Source organism: Bradyrhizobium barranii subsp. barranii, from assembly GCF_017565645.3.
Taxonomy (GTDB): domain Bacteria; phylum Pseudomonadota; class Alphaproteobacteria; order Rhizobiales; family Xanthobacteraceae; genus Bradyrhizobium; species Bradyrhizobium barranii.
Genome location: NZ_CP086136.1, coordinates 2,459,719 through 2,478,342, shown reverse-complemented (window position 1 = coordinate 2,478,342; position 18,624 = coordinate 2,459,719). Strand labels below are relative to the sequence as shown.

The 18,624-nt window shown below is 59.9% G+C and carries 14 protein-coding genes and 1 pseudogene; 8 read left to right on the top strand and 7 right to left on the bottom strand.

Annotated elements, in window-relative coordinates:
* Positions 1-429: 429 nt before the first annotated feature.
* Positions 430-2,517 carry a recombinase family protein gene (locus J4G43_RS12045; RefSeq protein WP_049810452.1) on the top strand — a complete coding sequence of 696 codons (2,088 nt, stop codon included), beginning with the start codon at positions 430-432 and terminating at the stop codon, positions 2,515-2,517.
* Here the strand turns inward: J4G43_RS12045 and tnpB are convergent.
* Both tnpB and J4G43_RS12035 read right to left on the bottom strand, forming a co-directional pair.
* Positions 2,505-2,813, bottom strand: a complete 309-nt coding sequence (gene tnpB, locus J4G43_RS12040) for an IS66 family insertion sequence element accessory protein TnpB (RefSeq protein ID WP_060907863.1) — start codon at positions 2,811-2,813, stop codon at positions 2,505-2,507. The two genes, J4G43_RS12045 and tnpB, sit on opposite strands and share 13 nt — an antisense overlap.
* Positions 2,810-3,208 (bottom strand): transposase, encoded by a 399-nt coding sequence (locus tag J4G43_RS12035; RefSeq protein ID WP_026192391.1) that lies wholly within the window; start codon positions 3,206-3,208, stop codon positions 2,810-2,812. The genes tnpB and J4G43_RS12035 overlap by 4 nt, the downstream gene beginning before the upstream one ends.
* Between J4G43_RS12035 and J4G43_RS55915 the strand changes: the two genes are divergently transcribed.
* The 5 genes and pseudogenes from J4G43_RS55915 to J4G43_RS12010 all read left to right on the top strand — a co-directional run bounded on the left by J4G43_RS55915 (position 3,199) and on the right by J4G43_RS12010 (position 9,478).
* Positions 3,199-3,867, top strand: a complete 669-nt coding sequence (locus tag J4G43_RS55915; RefSeq protein WP_208089296.1) for a transposase — start codon at positions 3,199-3,201, stop codon at positions 3,865-3,867. The genes J4G43_RS12035 and J4G43_RS55915 overlap by 10 nt on opposite strands.
* A 138-nt stretch (positions 3,868-4,005) precedes the next feature.
* On the top strand, positions 4,006-4,632 hold the full coding sequence (locus tag J4G43_RS12025) for a hypothetical protein (protein WP_208084929.1): 627 nt from the start codon (positions 4,006-4,008) through the stop codon (positions 4,630-4,632).
* Positions 4,633-4,887: 255 nt separating this feature from the next.
* A complete protein-coding gene (locus J4G43_RS12020) occupies positions 4,888-5,973 on the top strand; it encodes a tyrosine-type recombinase/integrase (RefSeq protein ID WP_208084928.1) in 1,086 nt (361 codons plus the stop codon).
* Positions 5,974-6,180: 207 nt separating this feature from the next.
* Positions 6,181-7,244: pseudogene (locus J4G43_RS12015) on the top strand (IS630-like element ISRj1 family transposase).
* Between the two features lie 449 nt (positions 7,245-7,693).
* Positions 7,694-9,478, top strand: a complete 1,785-nt coding sequence (locus tag J4G43_RS12010; protein WP_225004809.1) for an amidohydrolase — start codon at positions 7,694-7,696, stop codon at positions 9,476-9,478.
* 155 nt (positions 9,479-9,633) lie between these two features.
* Here the strand turns inward: J4G43_RS12010 and J4G43_RS12005 are convergent, their stop codons facing one another.
* From J4G43_RS12005 to J4G43_RS11990, 5 genes are all read right to left on the bottom strand, one after another.
* Positions 9,634-10,581, bottom strand: a complete 948-nt coding sequence (locus tag J4G43_RS12005; RefSeq protein WP_208084927.1) for an ABC transporter substrate-binding protein — start codon at positions 10,579-10,581, stop codon at positions 9,634-9,636.
* Positions 10,582-11,067: 486 nt separating this feature from the next.
* The gene (locus J4G43_RS12000) at positions 11,068-11,616 is read right to left on the bottom strand and encodes an enoyl-CoA hydratase-related protein (RefSeq protein ID WP_256461522.1); all 549 of its coding nucleotides are present in this window, start codon (positions 11,614-11,616) and stop codon (positions 11,068-11,070) included.
* Positions 11,613-11,894, bottom strand: a complete 282-nt coding sequence (locus J4G43_RS55285) for an enoyl-CoA hydratase-related protein (RefSeq protein ID WP_256461520.1) — start codon at positions 11,892-11,894, stop codon at positions 11,613-11,615. The genes J4G43_RS12000 and J4G43_RS55285 overlap by 4 nt, the downstream gene beginning before the upstream one ends.
* Positions 11,895-12,555: 661 nt before the next feature.
* A complete protein-coding gene (locus J4G43_RS11995) occupies positions 12,556-13,671 on the bottom strand; it encodes a DUF2336 domain-containing protein (RefSeq protein WP_208084926.1) in 1,116 nt (371 codons plus the stop codon).
* A 390-nt stretch (positions 13,672-14,061) separates the two neighbouring features.
* Complete coding sequence (locus J4G43_RS11990) at positions 14,062-14,790, bottom strand: sulfite exporter TauE/SafE family protein (protein ID WP_208084925.1); 729 nt, start codon at positions 14,788-14,790, stop codon at positions 14,062-14,064.
* Between the two features lie 700 nt (positions 14,791-15,490).
* Between J4G43_RS11990 and J4G43_RS11985 the strand changes: the two genes are divergently transcribed.
* Together J4G43_RS11985 and J4G43_RS11980 are read left to right on the top strand one after the other, a co-directional pair.
* On the top strand, positions 15,491-15,934 hold the full coding sequence (locus J4G43_RS11985; RefSeq protein WP_408581421.1) for a winged helix-turn-helix domain-containing protein: 444 nt from the start codon (positions 15,491-15,493) through the stop codon (positions 15,932-15,934).
* Entirely contained in the window at positions 15,931-18,555 is a 2,625-nt protein-coding gene (locus J4G43_RS11980; RefSeq protein ID WP_208084924.1) for an ATP-binding protein, read from the top strand. Before J4G43_RS11985 ends, J4G43_RS11980 begins: the two co-directional genes overlap by 4 nt.
* The last annotated feature ends 69 nt before the right edge of the window (positions 18,556-18,624 follow it).

Below are 18,624 nucleotides of genomic sequence, written 5' to 3'. Positions count from 1 at the left end.
ACAATCCGTTCGCCCACTCGCTTCCAGTTCAGCCCTTCAAACGAGGGGATTGAGGAATGTCCCTGATAGTGAGTCTGACGAATCATTTCCGGAGGTGGTCGAGGTTGGGGACCCCCACCATCCTTTGTGGGGGCGCTCATATCGAGTGATTAGGAAGATCGGTCAGCGAGGCCGAGGCATTCCCGCTTCGTATGAAGTTGAGTATCGCGCAGGAAGCAGTCTTCTGATTCAAGCAACCGCAATCGAATATTATGAGCAAGAGGCAAATCAGATTAAGCTGAGTATGGAGGCTCTACTCGAGCTTTTATCGACAGCGGATTGTCCCGACGCACATGAGCATGGATCCAGCCGATCTTTGGTCGACGCTGACGCCCGCGCTCCGACGCCAGATCGTCGAAGACGTCGCCGCAATTTTGGCGGAGATCCCTCATGAAGTCCGAGCTGGTCACACCAAGCCACTTGGCGCGCAAAGCCGTAGTCTACATCCGGCAGTCGACGCCCCATCAGGTCGTAAGCAATCAGGAGAGCCTGCGCCTTCAATACGCGCTTCGCCAGCGCGCCCGCGAACTCGGATGGCGTGAGGCGGCCATCGACGTGATTGATGCCGATCTCGGGTTGAGCGGCGCGTCTATAGCACAGCGTAACGGCTTCAAGGAACTCGTTGGCCGTGTTGGCCTGAGTGAAGTGGGACTCATCCTGTCGATCGACGTGACCCGCTTGGCGCGTAATTGTACCGACTGGTATCCGCTCCTGGATATCTGTGGTCTACGTGGCTGCCTGATCGCCGACCGCGATGGTGTCTATGATCCGGGCACTCCCAACGGACGGTTGCTTCTCGGGCTGAAGGGTTCGATCTCCGAGCTTGAGCTACATACGATCCGCAGCCGGCTGACCGCCGGCCTGCTGGCCAAAGCCGAACGCGGCGAACTTGCGGTTATGCTGCCAATCGGGCTGATGCGGGACCCGAGCGGTGTGGTCGTTAAGGATCCCGACATGGCCGTGCAAGGGCGGCTCGGTCTCGTCTTCCAGTTATTCCTGCAGCTGCGCAGCGTTGCCAAGGTCATGCGAGCGTTGAACGAGCGTGACCTGGAACTGCCGCGTCGTGATCGATATGGCGATTTGTGCTGGACGCGCGCGACGCTGGCTGCCGTCGCGGCGATCTTGAAGAACCCCGCATACGCGGGCGCCTTTGTCTATGGACGAACCCGCTTCCGGCCGCCGAAGCGGGAGGGGGCCCTGCCACAAAAGGCTCCGCGGCCGATGGAGGAGTGGCGGATCGTCGTTAAAGATCGATATCCAGCCTATATCGACTGGCCAATTTATGAAAAAATCCGATCCGTCATCAGAGATAACCGAGCCGAATACATGCGCATCAAAACCCGCGGCGCGCCTCGCAATGGCGAGCTCCTGCTCCACGGCATTGCCTGGTGCGCACGATGTGGCCATAAGATGTACGTCCGCTACAAGGGCGGCGGCGAATATGTATGCAATCACCTGCGTACCCAGGAAGGTCAGCCAACCTGCCAACACATCCGCGCCGCCCATATCGATGCAGCCGTTGGCGACGCATTCCTAACCGCACTAGCGCCGGCCGAACTCGATGCCTTGTCGCGCTCCCGCCGGGTGCAGCAGCAGACGAACAATGCGCTACGCTCCAGTGCAGAACGAGAGCTCGAGCGCAAGCGATACACGGCGGCGCTCGCCGAACGGCAGTTCAACCGAGCTGATCCAGATAATCGGTTGGTCGCCTCGGAACTCGAGCGTCGATGGGAAGCGGCGCTAAACGACGTGCGCGCCGCCGAAGAGGCGCTTGCCCGACAGACGCCGCCCAAAGCCATCACACAAGTGGCCATAAGCAAGGAGCTCAACGACAAGGTCATCAGCCTCACCGGCCGCCTCCCGCAGATATGGGGTGACGAGACTATCTCGGATGCGCATCGCAAGGCGTTGTTGCGATGTCTCATCGAAAAGGTCGTTCTCGACCGCGGTGAGCGCGACTTGGCCCTGGCTAGGATCGTCTGGCGGGGAGGCGCCGTGACGGAGCTCGAAGTGAAGATGAGCGTCAACTCCGTCACCAGATTGACGCGAGGCACAGAGATGCGGGAACGCCTTCTGACGCTCGCTCGCGACGGCGTCCCAGACGACAAGATCGCCACAATCCTTACTCGGGAAGGTCACCGCTCTCCCCGTTGCGCCGATAAGGTGCTGCCTATCACCGTTGGGCGGCTCCGTCGTGCCGCCGCCATCAAGGTAACTGCCCAGCGCAGCCGATGGGAGCATGACGACTCATACCTCAGCCCGCCCGAACTGGCCCGAAGGCTCGAGATTCCAGTAAACTGGCTCTATGTTCAGATCCGAACCAAGCGTTTGCTAATTGATCGCCAGCCCAGCGGCGCCTATCTCTTCCCGAATACACCATCCGTTCTTCACGCCATCGGAGACCTTCGAAACCACGTCATCGCGCAACTTGATCTAAGAATCTGTCAGCCTAACAAGGAGGGGCATCAACATGGGTGATCGAACAGCGCTTCGAACTGCACGCGCGTCAGATGCATGACGCCGTCGCTGATCTGCGGCCACTCGAAACGACCATCGCGGCCAAGGCGCTTGTAGACCAAAACGAGGCCCGTGCCGTCCCATAGCAAAATCTTCAGCCGGTCGGCGCGCTTCGAACGAAAAACCACGATCAGGCCCGAATGCGGATCGAGCCCAAGCGTGTTTTGCACAAGACCGGCCAGCGCGTCGTGCCCGCACCGGAAGTCAACAGGACGCACAGCAAGCACAATCCGCAGTCCCTGCGCCGGAATGATCATGCGCCGCGCTCGATCGCAGTCACGATCTCCGCGATCCGCACCGCCGACACGTCCGCATCCAGGCGGACCGAAACCTTGCCAATCGTAATCTCGACGGGCCCCTCGCTCTTGCCTGACGCCACTGGATCGCTCAGCTCGATCGACACGAAATCCGCCGCGTCGTCCGTGACCAATGCGAGCCGGCCAGCACGCGCCAATCTGCGCCACGTCGTCAACTGCTGGGCCTTCACACCATAACGCCGTGCGACATCACATACCCGGGCGTCGGGCTTCATGCTCTCGAAAACAGCGCGCCCCTTGATCTCCGCAGACCATAACCGGCCTCCAGAACGCGTCCGGCGCGTAAGCTTCCCCACAAAGCCATCAGCTTCAGCTTCCTCCCCCGATTGTTCCATCGCCTTCAGTCTCCTCTCGGCTCTCTGACAAGCCAAGGATCGCAGAGCGAAAGCCGAAGCGAAACCAGTCAATCAAATGGGAGAAAAGCTCCGCTTACGAAAAGCTCCGCTTACCGTCGAACGCGGACTACCGGACGATCGGTCGCTGGGAGCATGAAAGCGTTCTTGAACGTCATCGCACGCGGATGCAGGGCGCAGGCGAGCTGATGCGCCGTCGTTTTGGCATCGTCGAGCATCCGTTCGGCACGCTCAAATGCCGTGCCGGCTATCGTCATTTCCTGGTCCGCGGCTTCGACAAGGTCCGCGGCGAGTGGAGCCTGATGGCGCTCTGCTACAACTTCACCCGCGTGCTCAACATCCTGGGTTTCGACGCGTTTCTGGCCGCGCTCGCAAAGACGCTTGCTCCTTGCCGACGGCACCCTCGCAGCCCTCCTGCAGTGCATCCAGGTTGCTCTAGCGGCCTTCTGGACCAATATACAGCCTCCGCTCGCAATCGGCCGGCTCGCACCGGCCTGCCTCCGCTAACGAGTAATTCTTGCTCAGTCTCCCCGGACTACGTTGCTGGGGCCATTGACAGGAAGCGGCACGACGAAGAAGCGACAAAGCTGGTGCACTGGAGGACTGAGACCACTCTGCCAGTCGAGCATAGGCCAAGCTAAGCCATTCGCTAACCTACGGAATTCCACTCTCAAGGTCGCCGGCCGGCTCGATAAACCGCTTTTCAAAGTGAGACACTTGTCACGATTTAAGAGAAACGTTACAATTGCAACGCTTCTGAAGAAGGTTGCTTTGCTGTCGTGCTTGTCACCGACAAACTCTATTTCACCTCGACGCTCATCGCTGGAGCAGGCTGTGGGTCGGACACTTTTCGCGCCTGGCGCAATCGAAACGGCCTCTTTCCTGAAACCTCGGGCGGCGGTAAATGGAATAAGTTTTCAATTATCGACATCTTTGTTGTTAGCCTCGTTAATGACCTAACGCGCTCGGGCTTGTCCGCTCAATTCGCAGTTGATGCTGCGATGAAAGCCGCTCCGCTCCTAGAGGTGCTTTTTCATGTCCCGCTGACCAAAAGAGAAGTCTTGTGGCCTTCTGAATTGATCTCAAAAATTGAGCGAAAGATTTGGCCGGGGCGAACTGATTACCCCGTCTTGAATATTAGACCTCCTGCTACCTCGTCGGGCCAGGTGAAGGTTGAACTTCTTACTTCCCAGACTAGTGCGGAAACCATGCTTCGGAACCGCGCAATAAGCATCAGCGTAAATTTACTGTACTTATCGCGCGCTGCACTTGCGGGAATGGCAATTGCCGATTCCGAATTGGAGATCGACGGCAAGAAGAGGTTTAGGCCAGGCCATGCAAAGCTAAGCTCGGGCGAAGTACGGCAGCCGCAAAGTCCATCTCGACGGTTCAAGGCTGGGGATTGAGCCAATGGCGCGCCAACTCGCACTACCTCCGACGCTTGCCCCCCGCCTAATTGGGCGCGAGGCCGCTGCAGCTTATGTGTCAGTCGCGCCGAACACATTCGACATCATGGTGCGGGAGGGGCGGATGCCTAAACCGCGGCTCCTCACCGCCGGGCGAAAGGCGTGGGACGTGAGACTACTCGATCAAGCGATCGATGGGCTGCCTTTGGAAGGCGATGAGAGCAGCGTTTCAAAAGATGGCTGGGATGATTAGTAATGCGTCGCAAATTGCCACCAAACGTCGATAAGAACATCGTCAAGGGTCGCGTTTACCTTTCGTATCGCATGGGCAAGGGACCGCGAACTAAGCTTCCCGGTGATCCCGATTCGGACGAATTTAGGCTCGCTTACGCCGCCGCTGTTGCAGGCCAGGCGGCGGCTAGGCCGGCGATCGCCAAGGATGCATCACGTTCAATCGGCGCGCTCGTGACATCCTATTTGAGCAGTGATGCTTTCGCGTCGCTCGGCGATGGCAGCAAGAGTGGCTATCGTAGCCGTCTGGATCAGATAAGGCGCGATCACGGCCACCGAGCAGTTGCCGGCCTCACGAAAGATCGCATTGAGGAGAAGATTCTCAAGCCGCTTCACAACAGGCCGGGCGCAAAAATCGACACCCTTAAGAAGCTTCGTATCTTAATTCGTCACGCGAAGGATGATCTTAAATGGCTTGCGGTCGATCCGTCCGATGGCATCAAGCGCGGTCGATCGAAAGAAATTCGCGCCTGGACGGACGCCGAGATAAAGGCTCTTGAGGAGCGTTGGACCGTCGGCACGAAGCAGCGCGCCGCTTATGAGCTGATGCTCAATGTGGGTACTGCACGCATCGACACGCACCTCATAACGTGGGTGCAGGCCGACGCCGATGATTTTGAGTATACACGCCGCAAGACGGGCGTTCCCGTAGTTGTCGAGAAAGCAAAGTCGCTGCGAGAAGCCCTCGCCGCCCTACCCCGCCGACATTTCTGCATTTTGACCACTGAGTGGGGCAAGCCGTTCACCGTGGATGGTTTTAGCGGGTGGATGCGAGGCGCGATGACCGAAGCCGGACTTCCGCTCGATTGTCGGCCGCATGGTTTGCGCAAGACCTTCGGGCGTCTTCTGGCGGATGCCGGCGCGACCGCTCATGACATCATGGCAGCGCTGGGCCACCTGACATTGGCCGAGGCTGAACGTTACACGCGCGAGGCGGACCGCCGTCGCGGTGGCCGCCGCGCAATCTTAAAGCTTGAAGACCACAAGGCGAACAGATTTCCCCAAACCTCTTCTGTCGGTTTGGGGAAACTGTCAAAAACCGAAGGATAATCAAAATGAAGCGAAGATCACTGGCGCTCCCTAGGGGAATCGAACCCCTGTTTCAGCCTTGAGAGGGCTGAGCAGCAAGAGTGAGTTCGCAGCCGGCGTTTGTGGCTAGGATCAAGGGCCGAGCCCTTGGTTCAGGCGGAGTTCCGCCCATCCATCAAGGACTAGTACCCACTTTTCTTGGAACGTGAGTCGTGATTCAAGGTCGGGATGATACCCGAAGCAAGAGAAGTCCACCTTTCGAGGAAAGATCGCAAGGTGCTTGAGGCGTGCTGTCGCTCACCGGTGACGTTGCAGCGCGATTTGAAGCGGGCGCGGATAGTTCTGTTGGCGGCGGATGGGCGCAGCACCCGGTCGATCGCCAAGGAAGTTGGGGTCCAGCCGCGGATTGTCAGCCTTTGGCGGCATCGCTATGCCGACCATGGCCTTGAAGGGCTGCAAGACAAGCCGCGGCCTGGCAAGCAGCCGATCTATACGAAGACGACCGACAAGCGGATTCTGAAGCTGCTGGATAAGCCGCCACCGCAAGGGTTTGCGCGCTGGACCGGCCCCCTGCTGGCCGAGGCGCTGGGCGATGTCGATGTCCAATATGTCTGGCGGTTCCTGCGCAGCCACAAGATTGACCTGGTGGCTCGCAAGTCCTGGTGCGAGAGCAACGACCCGAACTTTACGGCCAAAGCCGCCGATGTTGTCGGCCTCTATGTCGCGCCGCCGGCGAAGGCCATTGTGCTGTGCGTGGACGAGAAGCCCTCGATCCAGGCTTTGGAGCGAGCGCAGGGTTATCTGAAGTTGCCCAATGGCCGCGCCTTAACCGGCCAAAGCCACGATTACAAGCGGCATGGCACCACAACATTGTTTGCGGCGCTCGAAGTCGCCACCGGAAAGATCATCGCGACCCATTCAAAACGCCGGCGCCGCGTCGAGTTTCTCGATTTCATGAACAGCGTCACCGCGACTTTTCCGAACCGCAAGCTTCACGTCATCCTCGACAACCTCAACACCCATAAAAAGAACGAGGACTGGCTAAGGCCCACCCCAACGTGCAATTTCATTTCACGCCGACAAGTGCGTCATGGCTCAATCAGGTCGAAGTATGGTTTTCCATCTTGCAGGGGCAGTCGCTCAGCGGCACCTCCTTCACGAGCCTCAAGCAGCTTCAGGAACACATCGATGCCTACGTCAACGCATACAACGACAGAGCCGAGCCCTTCGTCTGGACCAAGAAAAAGGTCCGTCAACGCCGTTTCAAAGGCCGCCGTATCACTCAGCTCTGATTCCGGGTACTAGGTTGTTGGCTCGAGCTTTTGTCAGAATTCGCGGCCTAAATTTAGTTCACGAGTCGCGGCACGCTAGGCTGCTTTTGACGAGACTTCGACCTACGATATTTAGCGGGCAACGCGAACTCGGAACTCAATATCGAGCGCGCTTTCCCTATCGACTCTCGGGTTTTGGCTTTTGGTGAAAATCGACTCATGATTGTTTGGTCTTTCGACTCGCGAATTTTTGGCAGGCCAAGATAAATCAATGGGTTAAGCGACGCGCTTTTGATTGGTCCCGACACGCTTCGCGAGCTTCGGCTAGGCAAGCCGGTGCCACAAATGGCAAGCGAAGCGGGCGAAGGCTGCCGCGCCGAAGCCCGACGGGCGAAGGCGGGCTGCGAAATCAATGATTTGGGCCTTGACCGAATTTTCCGGTGGACCGGCTGATTTTGTTGGAGCCAGACATGATCAAGATCGCGACACTCCCCGTTGCGACACGCGATGCCCGCGAGCGCATCCAGCGGCGGATGTGTGGCGCCGTTCCTGCCTCTCTCGTTCCTGCCTCTCTCATTCCTGCCTCTCTCATTCCGGGACTGAACATGCGCAAGCTTCTGGCGATTTTGGTGATCTCGTGCTGGGCCAGTTCGGCTTACGCACAAAAGGCCGACCTCATTGTCACGAACGCAAAGATCGTGACGCTGGATCCCGCATCGACGATCGCGCAGGCGCTCGCCGTCCGCGACGGCAAGATCGTTGCAGTTGGCGGCAACGATGCCATGGAAGGCCTGATCGGGCCCGCGACGCGCCGCGTCGACGCCGGCGGACGCACGATCATTCCGGGCTTGATCGATTCCCATATTCACGCCGTGCGCGCCGGCCTCACCTACGCAACCGAGGTCAACTGGATCGGCGCAAAGACCATTGGCGAAGCCATGGAACGCTTGCGCCAGGCGGCCAAAGCGCGCCCGGCGTCCTGGATCATCGTGGCCGGTGGCTGGAGCGAGTTGCAATTTGCGGAGAAGCGGCGGCCGACGCTCGCCGAGGTGATGTCGGCCGTGCCTGACAATCCGGCCTACATCCAGCTGTTCTATTCGGCGCTGCTGATGACGCCGAAGGCGCAGCAAGCCCTCGGGATCTCCGCGGAGCAGTTGCCGGCCGGTATCACGTCCGAGCGCGCCACATCGGGCGAAACCACGGGCTGGTTCAACGGCTCCATCGTCAGTATCTCCGCGCTGTTCGATCGCCTGCCGAGGCCCAATTTCGAAGAGAATGTCGCCGGAACCCGGCAGTTCTTCACGGAGCTCAATCGTCTCGGAATTACCGGGATCGTGGATCCCGGCGGCTTCAGCATTTATCCCAGCCACTACGCCGCCTTGCAAAAGCTCTGGCGTGAAAAATCACTTTCGGTGCGTGTCGCCTACAGCCTGTTCGCCCAGAATGTCGGCGCCGAATTCGAGGAGTACAAGAACCTCACGCCGTTCCTGCCGATGGGATTCGGCGACGACATGCTGCGATTCAACGGAATCGGCGAGCGGATCACCGGCGCCATGTACAACAACATCGCGCCCGACGCGGCGGCGAAGGACAAGTTCCTTGAGATCATTCGCTGGGCGGCAAAACAAGGGCTGACGGTCACCATCCATTGGCAGGAAGACAAATCCGTCCATCAGCTCCTCGACCTCTATGAAGAGGTCAACAAGGAGACGCCGATCGCGCCGCTGCGCTGGTCCATCGCCCATCTCGACAACACCTCGCCCGAAACGCTGGCGCGGATGAAGGCCCTTGGTGTGGGCTGGACCATGCAGGACGCCATGTACCTCGGAGGCGACCGTATCGTGGCGCAGGCCGGCGAAGCTGCGCGCCAGATGCCGCCCATCGTCACGGCGTTGCGCACGGGCGTCCATGTCGGGGCCGGCACGGATGCGCATCGGGTCGCATCCTACAATCCGTTCGTGGCGCTGCAATGGATGCTCGACGGCAAGACCGTCGGCGGACACTCGACGCGCGGCCCGGACGAAACACCCAGCCGCGAAGAGGCCTTGCGCCTCTACACCGTGGGAAGCGCCTGGTTCTGCTTCGACGAGACGCGGCGCGGCACGCTCGAAAGCGGCAAGCTCGCCGACTTCGCGATTCTCGATCGGGACTTCATGTCCGTCCCCGTCGAGCAAATTGGCGCCACGGCGTCTCTGCTGACGGTCGTGGGTGGCAAGGTCGTCTACGCAGCGGATGCTTTCGCGAACGCGAAATAGGAGCTGGAGGCCCGCCGTGCCGGCTCTCGCGAAATCTCGGCGTGTTGTCCAATGCAGCGATATTTGCTCTCGTCTCACACCATGCAGCTCGGGCCGACATACGTTCCAGCCAGTTCCTGGGCGGCGGTCCCTTGGTGGCTGCCCGGCAGCCGCGCTCATTCAACCACCTCGTCGGCGCGTAACAGGAATGACTCCGGTACTTTCAGACCGAGTGCCCTGGCGGTCTTCAGATTGATGACGAGGTCGAACTTGGTCGGCTGTTGGACTGGCAAGTCGGCGGGCTTCGCCCCGCGCAAAATCCTGTCGACAAAGTTCGCGGCAAGCCGCCATAGGTGGGTTGCGTCCACGCCGTAGGACATCAGCCCGCCCGCATCGACGAACTCTCGGTATTCAAACATCGTTGGAATTCGCGCGGTCAGCGCTCGGGGCGCAATGGCGAAGGTGAGGGGGACGCCGACGGCATAGAGTGCGTCTGCACGGTCCCTGAGGGCCTCGAAAGCCGATGCAACGTCCTCTGCGCGCCGGATTTCCAATATCGTCGCCTCGAGGCCGAGCGCGGAGGCCGCCGCCTGCACCTCATCCATCCTGTTTTTGAAACCGGGGCTATTGGCATTGACCATAACGGACAAGCGGCGGAAACCTGGGACAACCTCGCGCAACAGCTCGAGGCGCTTGCCGGCAAGACTGATGGGGTTGAGCGCCAGGCCGGTCGCATTGCCGTCCGGTCGGGCCAAACTTGCGACGAGGTCGCTGCCAACAGGGTCGCCAGAAATGGCGACAATTGGGATCAGCGATGTCGCACGTTTTACCGCGAGGGTCGGAGATCCCCCCACCGTGACGATGACATTCACCTTGAGCCGGACGAACTCGGTCGCAATTTCGTTGGAGCGTTCGGTATGTCCCTCCGCAGAGCGATACTCGATCGCAACGGTCCGCCCCGCGATCCAACCGAGTTCGCGCAACCGATCCTCGAAATCCTGGGCCGACCAGGCCGGGCCCAAGAATCCGATGATGGGTAGCTTTCTCGTCTGCTCCGCCCGCGCCGGGCTCGGGCCCATAACCGCGGCAACGCCGACGAGCGTGATGAACTCGCGCCGCCTCATTGAGTTACTCGTTTGAAGCGCCCGACTGAGGCATACAGCCTGGCATCTTTCAACCGGGAGCCGAGCGAGAAAAGGGCTGGCAGCCCGCCCTAACCGTGCGACGCAATGTCCGCAACGGGTCAAAAACGGCGCTTGGGAGGTCGGCCGGTCACTTCCGGTCCGCCCCGATAAGCGGACCACTTCGCAGTTCGCTTGCACTTCGCATTGGAGCCATCGGTAGAAGTAAGCCGTCCTCACTCGATCACTTCGTCGGTGCGGGCGAGGAGCCCTGGCGGTACAGCCACGTCGAGAGCCTTTGCCGTTTTGAGGTTGACTGCCAACCCCGTCCCGATGCACCCAACGACTTCTTTATCCAGCCCGCCGCCATCCCAATGAGGCGTGGCACGTCGCCCAACAGTCGAAGAGCGCCTGCCCTTCGGCGAGACTTGGTAGAACCAAATACGCTGGCGATACGCGAACGCAACACGACCGTTCGCGAGCTTGTTGTCACCGTCCCTCGTAAACGGGTGGACGCTTTTGTGCCTCGGCATCACGGCCTTCCTGGAAATCCCTGGTCGTGAGCAGCGCACGATATTGGTCGCCGAGCTTAGCGAGCGCCGCCTGAGAGTCTTCGAGCGCCATACGGGAGGAGGCCAGGGACGTCTTAATCCCGAGAGGGCCGCATGCGGCGATCTTGTTGGCGATCTCGACAGCCTTCGCGAGAGCCGCATCTCGGTTTGGGGCCACTTCCTGAACCGTTCCCATCCGGAGGCCTTCCTTCGCACCCCAATGATCGCCTGTTAGAATGAACCGCATGGCATTTCCCCATCCGGCTTCTCTGGGGAAACGAACCGTTGCACCGCCTCCGGGAAAACGGCCGTGCGTGTTCTCATCCTGACCGAACTCCGTGTCTTCCGACGCTACGCGTATGTCCGCTACAAGGAAAAGCTCGTGCGCCATATTCCAGGTGTCGCCATGCACCGCGACAACCAGAGGCTTCGTGAGCGCTGGCCTGGTCCGCCCTAGAGGGTCGATGAAGCCGGGCCCATCCATCATCTTTTTTCCTTGTAGGCATCGACATCGACACCTCTGGAGAAGCGGTCGCCATAGCCGAACAGAACCGCCGCACGGAGCGAGGGGTCTCGATCATACTCGTAGTATGCTCTCGCCACGCTTTCTGTCGCATCCGGATCCAGCCGGTTGTCGATGTAAGGCCGATTGATGCCAATCAGTACAATTTGGCCTCTGCGCTCGATCGTGATCTTCGTCTGCTGATCGTACGGGATGTCCGCCATAAGCCTGGACTGCGCGGCCTCGTCGGTTTGTGATGTCATCGACTTGTCTCCCGATTTTTGGGCCTGCAACGCAACCGTCCCGGAAAGAACGGCCACTACTCACCGCGATCGGTGCTGAAAGCTGTGGTGTTGAGCAACGCCAGGTATTGCCCCATAAGCCCTGTTGGCCCCATACCAGGGAGCCGCGCCGCCAGGGAGTTCGAGGCCCATTCTGCCCGCTGGCGTTAACTCGCAGTCGTTCAATATATCCCTATTGGGATATTGCGCCTGAAACGAAGCTGGATTTTGAGTCGCCCACGTCGGGCACTGGGCACTTGCAGAGCTTATCGCGCCAATCGACATCATCGCTGCAATAATGGAAGTCCTGAATCCAATCATAATCGTACTCCGAACGGTTGTTGTCTTCGTGCGGAGCGTTCGCGTTGGCTAGAATCGGCTGCTCTGTTGAAAGCGTTTCCTGCGAATTTTTTTGACAAGGATTAGTTAGGTATGCGGTTGGGAAAAGACACGCCGTGGAAAATCACAGCTGCGCGAACGGCACATCAGCACGCTCACCGTTGCGTGAGCCGCACCCGCATCCACGCATGTCTGACGTCGGGATTGCGGTGACGGTGCATTCAATGACTCCGGCCGTTTCGCGGGTTCGAAGGCTCACGAATTGGGTGCACTGGCACCGTAATTGCGCGCCGCAATTGCGATCCTAGATCATGCGCCGAGGCTGTTGAAACGAGCCGCCGAAAACCTCCTCCTTTCGCGTTCGGTAGATGGTGACGACCTCCCGGCACGCTTTGACATTCAACCGGTGGAAATCGATCTTCAATTGATCCAGCTCGCCAACGGTTATCCGGTAGTTGGCCGCGCCCAGGAACAGCAGCGCCATCGTGGTGGGCCATGAGAAATCGAGAGACTTGGCCAGGATCAACACCGGCTCGCGATCCTTCTCGATCAATGCCCGTTCCGCGACGTCTATTGGAAGCCCACAGAGCAACGACAGGGCAACGGTGGTCTCGTTGAACTTGAGAGAGTGAGCAAGCTCGAAGACCTTGTCTTCCGTCAATTCGCCTCTCTCGTGCAGTTTTGCAACCGTGCGTTTCGCCGTGAAGTAATCCTTCGACGCCGGGCCAAACCTGGCGTGAATGGCCCCGGTGACATCGACGACGACGCGATGGACCTGATGTTCGATATCCGGACGCTCCCTCTTCAGCTTTTGCCGCACCTCTTCAGAGGCTTTGGCGATCAACTGGTGGAAGAGATGTCGAGGAATATCCTTACGAAGTCCCACCGACTCAGCGAGGATCGAATCCCCTTCCGACCGCCGCACCAGGTGCAGAAATCCGGATTTGGAGAGACTAGCACCGGCATTCGATGCGACCGAGGTTACGACCTCGGGAGATCCGCGCACCACCAGGACATCGGTGACCGTTTCCGGGACCGTTTGCCGCTTGGAGATTGCAAGCAAATGTTGCTGGCTCTTGTTCTTGGCACACGCAATCAATGTCTCGGTGTCGAGGCGCTCCGACTGACTGAGAACCGGCCATGCGACATCGATGCAGTCGTCGCTTGCCATCTGCCGGGTCAACGCATAGGGCGCATTTGAGCTGCATGCGAGCTTTCCTGCGAGCTTCGCCCGCGCGCTCGTTTCAATCTCCTGCGCGAGACGACCGATGACCTCACCGAACGTCCAGATCTGCTCCTCGGAATACGTGCCGGCGATCAGGATGTCCGCCGCATGCCAGAGCGCCCGCAGACAACTCTCGGGATTTCCTCTCGCAACTGCTTCGTCCAACTCGGCCAGGAATGACGTGATAGCAGCCATTGATGCGCTCGCAGTTTGAAAATGATCGAACGACAAAAGCGGGATTTCAAAGCAATGGGCGATGACACCACCCAGACCTGAACACGCGGTAAAATCATTCCCGCCGCCTTGGATCGGGCATAAGGTCCGCCTAATCGGATCGATCGAATTTTAGGTATTGCCTAACTTGGAGGAGGCGGACGCCGTCGACAACCCACCCAACGGAGCTGCACCCGCGAGGTCGCGCGTTTTGACCAGCAGCAGCCTCCGGCAAGCGAAAGATGACCTCAGCAGGGCCAGCAGCACAGCCCACCGAATGGTTCGGCTCACGCTTAAGGGATTACGGCGACAGTGGTACTGCGCGCCGTACTCGGATGGCTGCCATTGTAACTGGAGGCGCGACCGGCGTAACTACAATACCAGCAGCAGTCCCGAAACCAGCAAGATGCTGAGGATAATTCGCCGGAACAGCGCGTCATTGACGCAGCGAAAGACGTAAATCCCGAGCGCCGTTCCTGCAACGAGCGCCGGGATGCCGACGGCGAAGTCAGCCAGGACCTTTGTCGACAGATCTCCTCGGATCAGCATGAGACCAAGTGCGAATATCTGCATCGCGGCGATGAAGGGTTGAACCATTCCGCGCTGTTCGGTTTTCGGCACGCCGTGGATGTCACACCATATGGTCGGTATTGCACCCGGCATTGCCGTCAACCCGCCGACAAAGCCTCCACCGAAGCCGATCAATGCATTACGTCCCGCATTCATCTGCGAGCGATGAGAGAGCACCGGCCGGAATAACGTGTAGGCCGCGTAGCAGGCGACGGCGAGACCAAAGCTCTCCCTGAAGATCCGGGCGTCTGCAGCTTGCAGCAACCACACGGCGATCGGAACGCCGAGCAATCCGCCGATGACCAGTCCCGAGCTCTGCTTCCAGCAGATGCTTTTTCTCAGCGCCCAAAGACCCGCGGCTTGCACGGTGATGCTGCAGGCCATCATCAGCGGGACCGCCTCCCGTGGTGGGAGAACGTGAAGGAGAATCGCGCCGGCCACCGCCGAAAAGGCAAAGCCCGCGAGGCCCGAGACGAAAGCGCCGCAAAACACCGCGATGCTGAGCAGGCAAAACGACGCCATGTCGCCCATGAGCTAACCCTTCTTGTCTGTCAAATCCTGGAATAGCGACCTGGCGATCAGTCCCCGGACGACAGTCCGGGCGGCTCGGGCGGTGCCCCGGCATCGCTCTGGCGGGTCGACGTCAACATCGTGGCTGCAAGGATGTGAAAAATGACAACGCAGATGGCGATCGTTGCGAGCAGCGTAGTCTCGCCCGGCGCCGAAATCCGAAGCTTGCGTTCGGGCGACTTTTCACTGACCGGCATTGTCTCGCCCTCCAACATCTGACCGAGAGGCAAACTGGGGCCACGCATTGTCGATCAGGTGGTGGTTCTGTCGAAGGGTGCGCTCTGCCTGCAGCCGTCGCGCATGGTGGAGCGCTTGAAGGAGGCGCCCAAACCAGCCTTCCTTTCGGGAAGACCCCGTGGAGGCGACAAACGAACTCGCTGAAATTGACGCATCGCCTCTGGCTGAAGCTCTGCCGTTAAACAATGGTACGGAGGATGCCACGAGCGACTGAAACATCTTGTGAAGCAACAACCCATAGAACACGCGGGTGAGACGCCGTGCCTTATCTTCCAAGCGCATGACACGAACACCTTGTGTGAGTGACCGGATACGGCCGGAAGTATCGAGCGGGACGCGGGGCCACGCTTTAAGGCGAGCTTAATTTGTTCTTATCGTTTCCTTGATTCTGAAGGGTGTGCTTGCTTTCGGGCCCGCGTACCGGTTGAATATCCGCCTTGCGCACACCTCCGAAGGCATTGTTTTGCTGTACCTATTTGACGAGTTTGTCCTCGACACCGACCGGCGGGAATTGCGCCGTGACGGACGTACGATCCCGTTGCAGCCCCAGGTTTTTGACATCCTCGAATATCTGATCCGCCACCGCACCCGGGTGGTGACCAAGGACGATCTGATCGGTGCAATTTGGGGCGGGCGCATCGTCTCGGAGTCGGCGCTCACCACCCGCATCAACGCAGCCCGTACCGGAATAGGCGCTTCCGGCGAGGCGCAGCGGCTGATCAAGACTTTGCCGCGCAAAGGCGTCCGCTTTATCGGCACGGTGCGGGAAGCGGCCAGGGAGGTCGAGAACGCGGTCGTACCTCTGAAAACCGAAATCTCCACCCTGGTGGTCGGCCGGACCCCTCCTTCGCGACGATCGACCAGATGACGCGGCACGTCCTTTCCGGCAAACGGCAGATGACTTTTGTCACCGGAGAAGCCGGGATCGGCAAAACGGCCTTCATCGCCAAGGCGCTCGAGCAGCTGACGGAACAGGGCTTCGATCAGCTCTATGGGCGCTGCACCGAACGGTTCGGAACCGACGAAGTCTTTCTTCCACTCATCGATGCGCTGGTGAGCCGTTATCGCGCAAACGGTCCGGAATTGATTTCGGCCATTCGCGCCCACGCACCCACCTGGATCCTGCAATTGCCAGGCGTCATCGACGCATCGGAACGCGCGGCTTTCCAGGACGAAGTGTTCGGCGCGACGCGCGAGCGGATGCTGCGCGAATTCTGCGATCTTCTGGAAGCGCTGAGCATCGACCGCCCCTGGGTTCTTGTTCTCGAAGATCTGCACTGGAGCGACTTCGCGACACTCGACGTACTGTCTCGCTTCGCGCGCGGGAACGGCAACGCGCGCGTGCTGGTCCTCTGCTCCTATCGTCCGGCCGACAGTTCCGTCGGCGGGCATCCCATCCCTCGCCTGCACCGGGACCTCGAGATTCACGGATACTGCAGCGAATTGCGCCTCGATCGGTTGTCGCGTCCGGAGGTCGAGCGTTACCTGGCATTGCGCTTCGACGACGAGCAACTTGCCTCCAGCCTGTCAAAGCCGGTATTCGAGCGAACGCTGGGACATCCCCTGTTTGTTGCCACGCTGCTCAAGCACTTGATCGACCAGGAGTCGATCATCGAAATGGACGACGGATGGCGCCTGTCCTCACAGGCGGCATTTGCGCAGGACCGCATTCCGGACAGCCTCGTGAACATGATCGGCCACGAGCTCGATCGCCTCACCGACAACGAGCGGCGTCTGCTCGATGTCGCCAGCGTTGCCGGCGAAGAATTTTCGGCGGCCCTCGTTGCGGCCGGCCTGTCCGACGATGCGATCGACGTTGAAAGGGACATCGAAGCGTCGATCCGGAAGGATCAGATCCTCGTTCGTTCGGGGGTCTCCGAGTGGCCCGATGGCACCTATTCGGGCTGCTACGCTTTCCGGCACATTCTCTATCAGAACATCATTTACCAGAATCTGCCGCCCGGGCGCCGCGCACAAACGCACAAGCGCCTGGGCAAGAGGCTGGAGGAGGCCTATGCCGGCCGCACCCCGGAAATTGCGCCCGCGCTCGCACTTCACTTCGAGCAGGGTCGCGACTTTCCGAGCGCGTTGCGTTACCTCCGGGAAGCGGCAAAGAACTCGACGAAACGCCTCGGCCATGCGGAGGCCGCAAGCTATCTTACCCGCGCGCTTGGCATACTCGATCGTTTCGATGCTGCCGACAAATTCTCAACCCGCGTCGCCCTTTTGCGGGAGCGAAGCTGGGCTCTTCGCTCGTGCGGCGACCTCGCCGGCTCCATCCGTGATCTGCGAGACATGATTGCCTGCGCCGAACAAGCGGGCGAGATCAAGCAACAGCTCAACGGCCTCACGGCCGTGAGCAGCCTCTGCTTGCGCGTGGATCGCCACGCCTGCCTTGAGGCCGCTGAAGATGTGCTGTCGCGAAGCCAGGCGCTGGCGGACGACACATTCAAGGCTCTGGTCCAGGGCAGCAGCGCGAGCGTCAACCTGTTCCTCAACGGCTGGCGCAAACAGGATGCCACGCTCTGCGACAGGGCGATCGAGCTGAGCGCGACTGCCACGAATTATGGCATCCTGATCAGACGCAATGGAATATCCGGTATCGTCGATTGCTGGAGGTCGCGGTACCAGGAGTGCCGCCGCGCCGGCACGGAAGGCAAGCGGCTGGCGCGTCTGGCCGGCGACGTCTACACTTTTGTTCTGTTCAACGTTCTTGAATCAATCGCGCTTATTCATCTGGGCGAATGGCGCGAATTGCGACGTGAAATCACGGCCGGCCTCGAACTGGCCGTCAGGAACGCGAACGGCCCCAGCAGCGCATTGTGCCGGCTGACGCTTGCGTGGTTGCACGTCGAAGCGATGGACTTTGATGGAGCCCGTGAGCTCTGCGAAAGCGTCGACGATAGTCTGCTGGTCGGAGATCAGTCGACCTACTTCCACAAGCGGGCCGTCCTTGCCAAGGCCTATGTCGGGCTGAACGACCCGTCGGGAGCTCGCAGGCAATTTGATGACATCGAGCGCCGCAGGCATGAAGAAGGCATCGACATCGAATTTACCGCCGCGACACAGGTGTATCATTGTCTCGGCGAATATTACTTGCAGGTTGACGACTTTGCGCAGGCTGAGAGCTGTGCGCGCCAGCTCCACGACTATGTGGCCACGGCTCGGATCTCAATCACCTGGCCCAGGCCCACGGACTGCTCGCCCGTACTGCGCTTGCCCTGGGCAATTCAGCGGAGGCCCGGTTGCAGCTGTCCCGCGCGCTGGAGATCGTCGACAGTGCCGACTTCCCGATTGCTTCCTGGCGGGTGTACCGCACGGCCGCCGAGATCTTCGCGAAGTACGGAGACGTCGACAGGGCGGCGACGTATCGCATGCGATTTGTCGAGACCGTCCGAAGGCTCGCGCAAAATTTCGAACCCGGGGATCGGCTGCACAAGAGCTTGCTCGCCATGTTGGCGACGCGAACAGCGCAACTGGAAGCAATGACCTCTCTGCCTTCGCGGCCCGACAGTGCACGCCATTGACCTGATCCGCCTCGACACACATGGCGGCCAG

What these genes read in the sequence shown, in the direction of transcription:
- J4G43_RS12000 (WP_256461522.1), bottom strand. Translation starts at nt 11,616, where the DNA reads ATGATGGATGGGCCCGGCTTCATCGACCCTCTAGGGCGGACCAGGCCA.
- J4G43_RS12035 (WP_026192391.1), bottom strand. Translation starts at nt 3,208, where the DNA reads ATGGAACAATCGGGGGAGGAAGCTGAAGCTGATGGCTTTGTGGGGAAG.
- J4G43_RS11990 (WP_208084925.1), bottom strand. Translation starts at nt 14,790, where the DNA reads ATGGGCGACATGGCGTCGTTTTGCCTGCTCAGCATCGCGGTGTTTTGC.
- J4G43_RS11980 (WP_208084924.1), top strand. Translation starts at nt 15,931, where the DNA reads ATGACGCGGCACGTCCTTTCCGGCAAACGGCAGATGACTTTTGTCACC.
- J4G43_RS11995 (WP_208084926.1), bottom strand. Translation starts at nt 13,671, where the DNA reads ATGGCTGCTATCACGTCATTCCTGGCCGAGTTGGACGAAGCAGTTGCG.
- tnpB (WP_060907863.1), bottom strand. Translation starts at nt 2,813, where the DNA reads ATGATCATTCCGGCGCAGGGACTGCGGATTGTGCTTGCTGTGCGTCCT.
- J4G43_RS12005 (WP_208084927.1), bottom strand. Translation starts at nt 10,581, where the DNA reads ATGAGGCGGCGCGAGTTCATCACGCTCGTCGGCGTTGCCGCGGTTATG.
- J4G43_RS55285 (WP_256461520.1), bottom strand. Translation starts at nt 11,894, where the DNA reads ATGACATCACAAACCGACGAGGCCGCGCAGTCCAGGCTTATGGCGGAC.
- J4G43_RS12010 (WP_225004809.1), top strand. Translation starts at nt 7,694, where the DNA reads ATGATCAAGATCGCGACACTCCCCGTTGCGACACGCGATGCCCGCGAG.
- J4G43_RS12045 (WP_049810452.1), top strand. Translation starts at nt 430, where the DNA reads ATGAAGTCCGAGCTGGTCACACCAAGCCACTTGGCGCGCAAAGCCGTA.
- J4G43_RS12020 (WP_208084928.1), top strand. Translation starts at nt 4,888, where the DNA reads ATGCGTCGCAAATTGCCACCAAACGTCGATAAGAACATCGTCAAGGGT.